The organism is Streptomyces sp. NPDC002838 (genome assembly GCF_040295365.1).
GTDB lineage: Bacteria > Actinomycetota > Actinomycetes > Streptomycetales > Streptomycetaceae > Streptomyces.
This window is the reverse complement of record NZ_JBEOVF010000101.1, coordinates 11,255-19,262: the sequence shown is the minus strand read 5'-3', so window position 1 is coordinate 19,262 and position 8,008 is coordinate 11,255. Positions and strand designations below refer to the sequence as shown.

The 8,008-nt window shown below is 69.9% G+C and carries 8 protein-coding genes and 2 pseudogenes; 5 read left to right on the top strand and 5 right to left on the bottom strand.

Translation table 11 applies throughout. The features are described from left to right. Window positions 1-168 (bottom strand): annotated as a pseudogene (locus tag ABT063_RS50445) (transposase); the annotation flags it as partial. 330 nt (window positions 169-498) lie between these two features. Between ABT063_RS50445 and ABT063_RS50440 the strand changes: the two are divergent. Further along, window positions 499-831 carry a hypothetical protein gene (locus ABT063_RS50440; protein WP_351068807.1) on the top strand — a complete coding sequence of 111 codons (333 nt, stop codon included), beginning with the start codon at window positions 499-501 and terminating at the stop codon, window positions 829-831. Window positions 832-1,183: 352 nt separating this feature from the next. Here ABT063_RS50440 and ABT063_RS50435 read toward each other — a convergent pair whose 3' ends face one another. Then, window positions 1,184-2,209 carry a Gfo/Idh/MocA family oxidoreductase gene (locus tag ABT063_RS50435; protein WP_351068804.1) on the bottom strand — a complete coding sequence of 342 codons (1,026 nt, stop codon included), beginning with the start codon at window positions 2,207-2,209 and terminating at the stop codon, window positions 1,184-1,186. A 50-nt stretch (window positions 2,210-2,259) separates the two neighbouring features. Further along, window positions 2,260-3,042 carry a TIM barrel protein gene (locus tag ABT063_RS50430; protein WP_243382396.1) on the bottom strand — a complete coding sequence of 261 codons (783 nt, stop codon included), beginning with the start codon at window positions 3,040-3,042 and terminating at the stop codon, window positions 2,260-2,262. Between the two features lie 182 nt (window positions 3,043-3,224). On the opposite strand from ABT063_RS50430, the gene ABT063_RS50425 reads away from it, so the two are divergent. After that, entirely contained in the window at window positions 3,225-4,250 is a 1,026-nt protein-coding gene (locus ABT063_RS50425; RefSeq protein ID WP_351068802.1) for a LacI family DNA-binding transcriptional regulator, read from the top strand. Window positions 4,251-4,547: 297 nt separating this feature from the next. After that, on the top strand, window positions 4,548-5,051 hold the full coding sequence (locus ABT063_RS50420) for an ATP-dependent DNA ligase (RefSeq protein WP_351068812.1): 504 nt from the start codon (window positions 4,548-4,550) through the stop codon (window positions 5,049-5,051). Window positions 5,052-5,132: 81 nt separating this feature from the next. Here ABT063_RS50420 and ABT063_RS50415 read toward each other — a convergent pair whose 3' ends face one another. Further along, window positions 5,133-5,690: a TetR/AcrR family transcriptional regulator gene (locus tag ABT063_RS50415; protein ID WP_351068799.1), complete on the bottom strand. Its 558-nt coding sequence runs from the start codon at window positions 5,688-5,690 to the stop codon at window positions 5,133-5,135. Between the two features lie 72 nt (window positions 5,691-5,762). Between ABT063_RS50415 and ABT063_RS50410 the strand changes: the two genes are divergently transcribed. Further along, window positions 5,763-6,920, top strand: a complete 1,158-nt coding sequence (locus tag ABT063_RS50410) for an FAD-dependent monooxygenase (protein ID WP_351068797.1) — start codon at window positions 5,763-5,765, stop codon at window positions 6,918-6,920. A gap of 96 nt (window positions 6,921-7,016) precedes the next feature. Beyond that, a pseudogene (locus ABT063_RS50405) lies at window positions 7,017-7,358 on the top strand (transposase); the annotation flags it as partial. A 241-nt stretch (window positions 7,359-7,599) separates the two neighbouring features. Here ABT063_RS50405 and ABT063_RS50400 read toward each other — a convergent pair. Beyond that, window positions 7,600-8,008: hypothetical protein (locus ABT063_RS50400; protein WP_351068794.1), on the bottom strand; the 409-nt coding region annotated here is incomplete at its 5' end.

Genomic DNA, 8,008 nt, shown 5'->3' with positions numbered 1-8,008 from the left:
GGTGACGCAGACGACCAGGAGCAGGCCGAGGCAGTCGGTCACGATGTGCCGCTTGCGCCCGGGCACCTTCTTCCCGCCGTCGTAGCCGCGTGAGGCGGCCGGCACCGTCGCGGCGGCCCGCACCGACTGCGCGTCGATGATCCCCGCCGTGGGCTCGGCCTCACGGCCGGCACCGGCAGCAACGGCCGGACTCAGCCGATCATCTCCGCAAACAAGGCAAGTCGGAAGCCTTCGCACCCACCGGCAGTCGGGCGGGGGCCACAGGCTCTCGCCCGCCCACCGGCAAACCGCAGGACCCCAAAAGCCTTCTCGGCCGCTGCCTCATACCGCGTCCGAGAGCAGTTGATGTATGTCCGGATCAAGTTGCGGCGCGCCAGGTCAGAGGGCCTCGAATCAGAGCAGCAGGTCAGGCGTTTCAAAGAGTTGTCCGGCCCTAGTCGAGATGCCACAGGCCAGAGGCTCTCGAATAGGCGACGCAGACCTCACTTACGGCTGGCCGTGACAGCCGACGAGGCGCCGCTCGGGCCGGACCAGGCTGCTGCCCGGCTGGGCGTGAGGAGGGTCGACTTCGACTACATGCGCGACCTGTTGTGGGTACGGCCGGCGGAACGGCGTGAGGTGCGTTTCGGCACGTCGAGGGCCGGGGCGGTGATGGTCCCGCTGTTCACCACGGCGCCCGTCGACGCGCTGCCCGGCGCGCACCCCGAGGTCGACTGGGCTCGCGCCGTGCGGCGGCGCGGCCGTACCGCAGCGGCCTCGCCGGCCCGGCCGCCTGCTGGCAGCGCGGGAGTAGCCAGCAGGCGGCCGCGGTGTCCCAGGGGCGCAGGCTGAGGGGGTGGAGTGGCCCGTAGACGTCGCCCTGGCCCGCCCGGTGACGCAGCTTCCGACGGGACCGTGGGCCTACGAGTGGACAGGGTTTGCCATTGTCCGTTGTCCATGGCCAAGTCAGGACCATGAAGGGCGGCTGGCCCACTCGCACAGATCGCCGCACCGTTCGGTGTCGGTGGACTGATCGCCTCCGTCATTGCCCTGTCCGTCGGCTCATCCCTCTTCAGACGTCTACTAGTCACCGACACCCCCGCCGCACTCGAGCAGCGGCGGGTCGCATGTTGGACTGACCTGGCCGTCACCCCGTACTTGTCACACGGCGCCGGGGTCCGCGCTGCGGCCGAAGACCCGTGCTTCACAGGTCTTGGAGCTTGTCGACGCGGACGGGACCGCCGGTGGTGACGGACTGGACGGCGGCGAGGGCGATGGCCAGGGCAGCGCGTGCGTCCTCGCCGGTGGCGGAGGGGGTGCGCTCGGTGCGGACGCTGTCGGTGAAGTCGGCGAGTTCGGCCACATAGGCGTCGTGGAAGAGGTGCTGGTCGTAGGTGACGCACTCGGCGGCGACGCCGTCCGGGCCGTATGCGGTCAGGTGGGTGCGGCGGACGTCGCCCATGGTGAGCATCCCGGCCGAGCCGAGGACCTCGGCGCGTACGTCGTAGCCGTAGACGGCCTGGAAGCTGGCCTCGGCGGTGGCGAGGGCGCCGTTGTCGAAGCGGACGGTGACGACGGCGGTGTCGAGCAGGCCGCGGTCCTTGAAGTCGGGGCGGATCAGGGCGTCCGCCATGGCGAAGACCTCGACGGGTTCGGCACCGGGATTGAGGTGGCGCAGGACGTCGAAGTCATGGATGAGGGTCTCCAGGAAGATCGTCCACGGCGGTATGCGGGCCGGGTCGGCCAGAGCGGGGTCGCGGGTGAGCGAGCGCAACAGTTGCGGTGTGCCGATGGCGCCGGCGGCGATCTTCTCGTGGGCGGCCCTGAAGCCTGCGTCGTAGCGGCGGTTGAAGCCCACCTGGAGGAGCACGCCCGCATCCGCGGCGGCCGCGATGGTGCGGTCGGCCTCGGCGAGGGTGACCGCCATCGGCTTCTCGCAGTAGACCGCCTTGCCCGCCTTGGCGGCCGCCTCGACCAGGTCGGCGTGGGTACGGGCCGGGGTGGCGATCACCACCGCGTCGATGTGCGGGTCGGCGAGCAGTTCACCGATGTCCGTGTAGGCGGTGGCGCAGCCGAGCCGGTCGCCCAGGCTCCGCGCGGCGCCCGGGGTGGGGTCGGCGATGGCGACGAGCCGGACGCCCGGGAGGCGGTGGGCGAGGGTCTCGGCGTGGAACGAACCCATCCGTCCGGCGCCGAGGAGGCCGACGGCGAGAGGCTGCTGGGTGGTCATGCGGGTGCTCCGTACGTCGTCGTCAGGGTAGGTACAGGCAGTGGAAACAGTCAGACGGTGAAGGCGGAGCGGAAGCGCTCCAAAGCGAGCTCGCTGTCGCCGGAGGCCCACGCCTCCATCGCCACCGTGCCCTCGTAGCCGAGGCCCACCAGGGCGCGGGCGACGGCGGGGTAGTTGATCTCCCCGGTTCCGGGTTCGCGGCGGCCGGGGACGTCGGCCACCTGGATCTCGCCGATCAGGCCCAGGGCATGGGCCCTGCGGACCAGCTCGATCAGATTCCCCTCGCCGATCTGGGCGTGGTAGAGGTCCAGATTCATCCGCAGCCCGGGCCGGTCCACGGCCGCGACCAGGGCCAGGGTGTCGGCGGCCGTCGCGAACGGCACCCCGGGGTGGTCGACGGCGGTGTTGAGGTTCTCCAGGGTGAAGACGACCCCGGCGCTCTCGCCCAGCTCGGCGAGGCGGGTGAGCGTGCGGTGGGCGGCGATCCACATCTCACCGGTGACCTCACCGGTCACCGGCACCACCGGCAGGCCCTGGCCATCCAGTCCGGTGCCGTGCAGGTTCAGGCGAGGGCAGCCCAGTTGCTCGGCCGCCTTGAGTGACTCCTCGGCGGTGCTCAGGAGTTCGGCCGCACCCTCCTCGTCGGTCAGACTGCCGCGGATGTAACCGGTCATGGAGGAGAAGTTGGCCGGGGTCCGGGCCAGAGCGGCAAGGTCGTGCCGGGTCCAGTCCCAGATCTCGACCTGGAAACCGGCGTCGTGGATGCGCCGTGCCCGCTCGTCGATCGGCAGTTCCAGGAAGACCATCTCGGCGCAGGCCGCCAGTGTGTACATCGCCACGTACCTCTCTCCGCGACTTCGGGCTAGAACGTTCAAGGAACTAGAACGTTCTAGAACTCCGTGGAGCAGCAGTACGCCAGCTGTCGCCCTCCCCTGTCAAGGCTCCGGTGGCGTGTGAAAGCTAGAACGTTCTATAGTCGACTCTGTAGGAGACGACCCCGACCAGGGAGGACAGGTTGCCGGCGACCCCAGCGGTCCCCAACGGAAAGCGACCGACGCTCGCCGACGTGGCGTCGCGGGCAGGGGTGTCCACAGCGCTGGTCTCCATCGTGATGCGCGGCGCGAAAGGGGCCGGCCAGGCCACCCGCGAGCGCGTCCTTCAGGCCGCGCGGGAGATCGGTTACCGACCCGACGCCCGGGCCCGGCTGCTCCGCAGCCACCGCTCCCATCTGCTCGGGGTGCAGTTCGGCCTCCAGCATCCGTTCCACTCCGACCTGGTGGAGGGCATCTACGCGGCGGCCGAACCGGCCGGGTACCAGATCGCGCTGAGTGCCGTGGCCGCCGGGCGCGGCGAGCAGCGCGCCGTCGAGACACTGCTCGACGACCGCTGCGAGGCGCTGATCCTGCTCGGCCCGCAGGCCCCCGCCGCGCGGCTGGCGGAACTCGCCGGGCAACTGCCGGTCGTCTCCGTGGCCCGCCGGCTGCGGCCGTCCGTCCCGGGCCTGGAGGTCGTACGGACCGCCGACGACGAGGGAGCCGGCCAGGCGGTGGACCACCTCGTCGCTCTGGGCCACCGCGACATCGCCCACATCGACGGCGGCCGGGCACCGGGCGCAGCCGACCGGCGCCGCGGCTACCGCACCGCCATGAACCGCCACGGCCTGGGCGAACTCATCCGCATTTTCCCCGGCGGTCTCACTGAGGAGGAAGGCGCCGAGGCCGCCCGAACCCTGTCGGCCACCCGCCCGCGCCCCACCGCCGTACTGGCCTTCAACGACCGCTGCGCGACCGGCGTACTCGACCTCTTCCTCCGCTCCGGCATCGCGGTCCCCGGCGACATCTCCGTCGTCGGGTTCGACGACAGCCATCTGGCCCGCCTGGCCCACATCGACCTCACCACCGTCGGCCAGGACATCGCACGCCTCGCCGGGCTCGCCGTCGGCCGGGCCGTCGCACGCCTGGAGGGTGCGGAGATCCCCGCCGGGGAACAAGTCATCACCCCCCGTCTCGTCGTCCGGGGAACGTCCGCCCCGCCCCCCTGAAGGCAGATCCCGGGCGTGCGCGGCCTGTGTGTTCCACGGCGACGACGCCGACCACACCGAGAAAGTACCGGTTCGACTCGACGTCGTACATGCCGACCGGCCTGATCAGGAACGGCTACCCCTCGGGCACACGCCACTCGTCCAGTTGCTCATCGAGGCCGCAAACAGCTCGCTGAACTCCCGCATGAACGGCGACACATCCCGCGGCCACATCAGCTCGACGGGTGAAGTGCACCCGCCATCCAGTGATCGACATGGCGCCGGACGATATCCCGCGGACAGCTCAGCAGCGCATAAATCAAGGTCGACGGCCACCGGACCGTGCTGTGGCGGACCGAGGACAGTGTCCGGCTGCAGTCGCGTTCCGGCCGCGACGTCACCGCGCACTGGATGGATCTGGCCGTGGCCGCCATGCGCCTGCCGCCCGGCGTGATCCTGGACGGCGAGGCAGTGGTGTACCTCTCCGACGCCGACGGCAACGCGCGGATCAGCTTCGAGGCAGCGCAGTCCCGCGCGCTCTCCAGACCGCGCCGGGCACGGGAACTCGCTGACCGGCACCCCGCGACGTACGTGGCGTTCGACGTCCTGGCCCATCCTGCGGCGGGCTTTCCTGACCTGCGCCCGCGTCCGTACGTGGAGCGCCGCCAGGTCCTCCTGGACGTGCTCGCCGACGCCGGTCCGCCGATCCTGCCGGTGTGGTCGACCACCGACCTGGACGAGGCCCTGCTCTGGTACACGGCGCTCGAAGGAACAGGCGTGGAGGGGATCGTGGCGAAGCCGCTGCGAGGGGCCTATAACTGATCGTTTCAGAATGAGGTTCGTAGGCGGCGGAGACAGCTGAGGCTGCCAGTTGGTTCGAGCGGGACCGTGGACGCCTGGGGCCTAACGCAGCGCGGCGGCGACCAGTCCTTCGAGGGCCTCGCGCTGTACTTCGCCGCCGTTCACCAGTCGGTCGAAGACCAGTCCGTCAATGCAGGTCAGTAGAGTGTGAGTGCGGTTCTCGACGTCGGTCACGCCGTGCTTGGCGAGGAACAGCCGGACGGCCTCGCGGCCGACGTTCTCGCGGGGCACGAGGATCTCGCGCAGCTCTTTGTCGCGCACGCTCTCGACGGCGCAAGCATGGCGGGCGAGCGAGCGCCGGCGGCCCTCGCCGGTGAGTCGCTGTCGGGTGAGCGTCACCATGCCGTCCACCAGTTCCTCGACGGTACACAGAGGTGGAAGCTCGTCGGCCGTCGTTTGAAGTTCCGCCTGGTCGAGTTGGACCAGGCGGGCGACGAGTCCGGTCAGCAGCGCGGCGCGGGTGCGGAAGTAGGCCGAGGTGGTGCCGGGCGGCATGGCTGCTCTGCGGTCGACCGCGCGGTGGGTCAGGCCGCGCATCCCTTCGTCGGCGAGGACGTCGAGAGCTGCGTCTGCAAGGAGGGTGCGCCTATCCGAAGCCATAGCCCCTTTCTACACCCGTAGAGACTCAGGATAGAGTCGGCTTCTACAAATGTAGAAGAAGGGGGCTCCGGCATGGGGAACACGGCAGTGGTGGTCGGAGGAGGCATAGGCGGGCTAGCCGCCGCAATCGGCCTGCACCGCATCGGATGGGACGTGACGGTCCTCGAGCGTTCGTCCATGCTTGAGGACGCGGGGGCAGGCATTTCATTGGCTGCCAACGGCCTGCGGGCACTGGACGAACTCGGCGTCGGCGGGGCGGTTCGGGACGCGTCGCGAGGCCAGTACAGCGGCGGCACTCGGACGCCCCGGGGCGGCTGGCTGGCCCGGATGGACGGCTCGGCACTGGAGAAGGCGGTGGGCACGCCGATCATGGGCATCCCCCGTTCCACCTTGCACCGACTGCTACGCGAGGGCTTGCCCGCCGGGTCACTGGCGATCGACTCCGAGGCGGCAACGGTCGAGCAGGTCGGCCCGGGGACAGTTCACGTCGGCTACAGCACCACGGCCCTGGAGGCCGATCTGGTAGTGGCGGCCGACGGTATCGGCAGCAACGTCCGCGGCCAACTCTTCCCAGACCACCCCGGCCCGGCCCACAGCGGCTCGACGGTGCTGCGCGCGATCACCGAGCACGCGGTCGATCTGCGTACCGACTTCGAGCTGACCTGGGGCCGAGGCGCGGAGTTCGGACACATCGCTTTCCTGGACGGGAAGGCCGAGTGGCACGCCGTCCTCAGCCTCCCCGCCGGAACGCGGTTCGCCGACCCACTGACCGAACTGCGCCGACGATTCCACACCTGGCACGACCCGATCCCCGCTCTACTCGACGCGACCCGGCCCGAGGCCGTGTTGCATCACGACGTGAACGAACTCCGCACGCCTCTCCCCTCATACGCGGTCGGGCGGATCGCGCTGCTCGGTGACGCGGCCCATGCGATGACCCCCAACCTCGGACAGGGCGCCTGCCAGGCACTGGAGGACGCGGTCACTCTGGCCGCCGCCCTCGGTGCCGAGTCCACCGTCGAGGCCGCGCTCGCCCGCTACGACGCTGAGCGCCGGCCGCGGAGCCAGGCCGTCGCAGGGGCCGCCCGGCAGGCCGGGAGAATGGGCCAGCAACTGTCCCACCCGCTGGCCGTCACCCTGCGGAACACGGCGATGCGACTGACTCCGTCCCGGGCCGCCACACGTATGATCCTGCGTCACCACGCCTGGGTCCCGCCGTCGCTGAACTGATCTGGTTCGCGCCCGCCACCTCACTACCAGGCACCTTCTGGGCCAAGTCGAGCTGCGGGTCTTGCCGTTGGCGGTCACGGTGGGCAAGGTGTCCGGGTGCGTACTGATCTTGTTCCGGACGATCTGTGGGAGCGCGTAGCCCCGCTGCTGCCGCCCACTCCCGAACGACGCCGTCGCAACCCCGGGCGCCTGCGCGTTCCCGACCGAGTGGCACTCGCTGGCGTGATGTACGTGCTGCGAACCGGTGTCGCCTGGCGCGACGTTCCGACGGAATCCGTGGGCTGCTCCGGTGTGACGGCTTGGCGTCGGCTGCGGGACTGGACCGAGGCTGGTGTCTGGCCACGCCTGCACGCCGCGCTGCTGACCGAGCTTCGACGCGGGGGCTTGCTGGGGCTGGACGACTGCTCCATGGACGGATCGCACATCCAGGCTCTCAAAGACATCTCAGGGGGTTAACAAGTCAAGCCGTCTGCCTGGTCGGGGTGACGGCAAGCCGAGGCGTGCTTCAACGATCGGCATACGTCACCATGGTCGGGGAACCGACGAAATGCGGCTTGTGAGGTGACGGAATGCTTGGAGCGGTCACCTGGCCTGGCGGCCGCGAACGTCGTCCCCACGGAAGTGGAGCTCACGACTCCCAGCCGGCCACCGTCGAGAAGTCGGCGTGCCCCTCATCGACTCAGTTCCTAATGCGGGCGAGGGTGGCTTTGCCTGACCCACTGTTGTAGCGCAGCAGGAAGTTTGAATTGTCGGCCTTCATTTCGACGACCGAGGTCCATCCGGCGCCCCAGTTCCCACTCCACCACTGGTCCATGGCGCCGTCAGAGCTGGCCCCGTTGACGTGAGTACGGCCATCCCCGATCTTGTACGACAGCAGGAACGGCTCGGCCCCCACATGCCCGGGGACGATGGAGGTCCAGCCGGTGCCCCAGTCGTCGCGCTGCCACACCGGATTCATGGCGCCATCTTCGGCGACGGTGTTCAGGTGGGCCTTGCCCGTGCCAGCCTGGTACGACAACAGCAACGTCGTGGTCCCAGTATTCAGTGACCAGACTTCGATGGGGACGATGGAGGTCCAGCCGGTGCCC

Excerpts from the sequence above, each read along its gene's own strand:
- ABT063_RS50415 (WP_351068799.1), bottom strand. The coding sequence starts at position 5,690 with ATGGCTTCGGATAGGCGCACCCTCCTTGCAGACGCAGCTCTCGACGTC.
- ABT063_RS50410 (WP_351068797.1), top strand. The coding sequence starts at position 5,763 with ATGGGGAACACGGCAGTGGTGGTCGGAGGAGGCATAGGCGGGCTAGCC.
- ABT063_RS50430 (WP_243382396.1), bottom strand. The coding sequence starts at position 3,042 with ATGTACACACTGGCGGCCTGCGCCGAGATGGTCTTCCTGGAACTGCCG.
- ABT063_RS50435 (WP_351068804.1), bottom strand. The coding sequence starts at position 2,209 with ATGACCACCCAGCAGCCTCTCGCCGTCGGCCTCCTCGGCGCCGGACGG.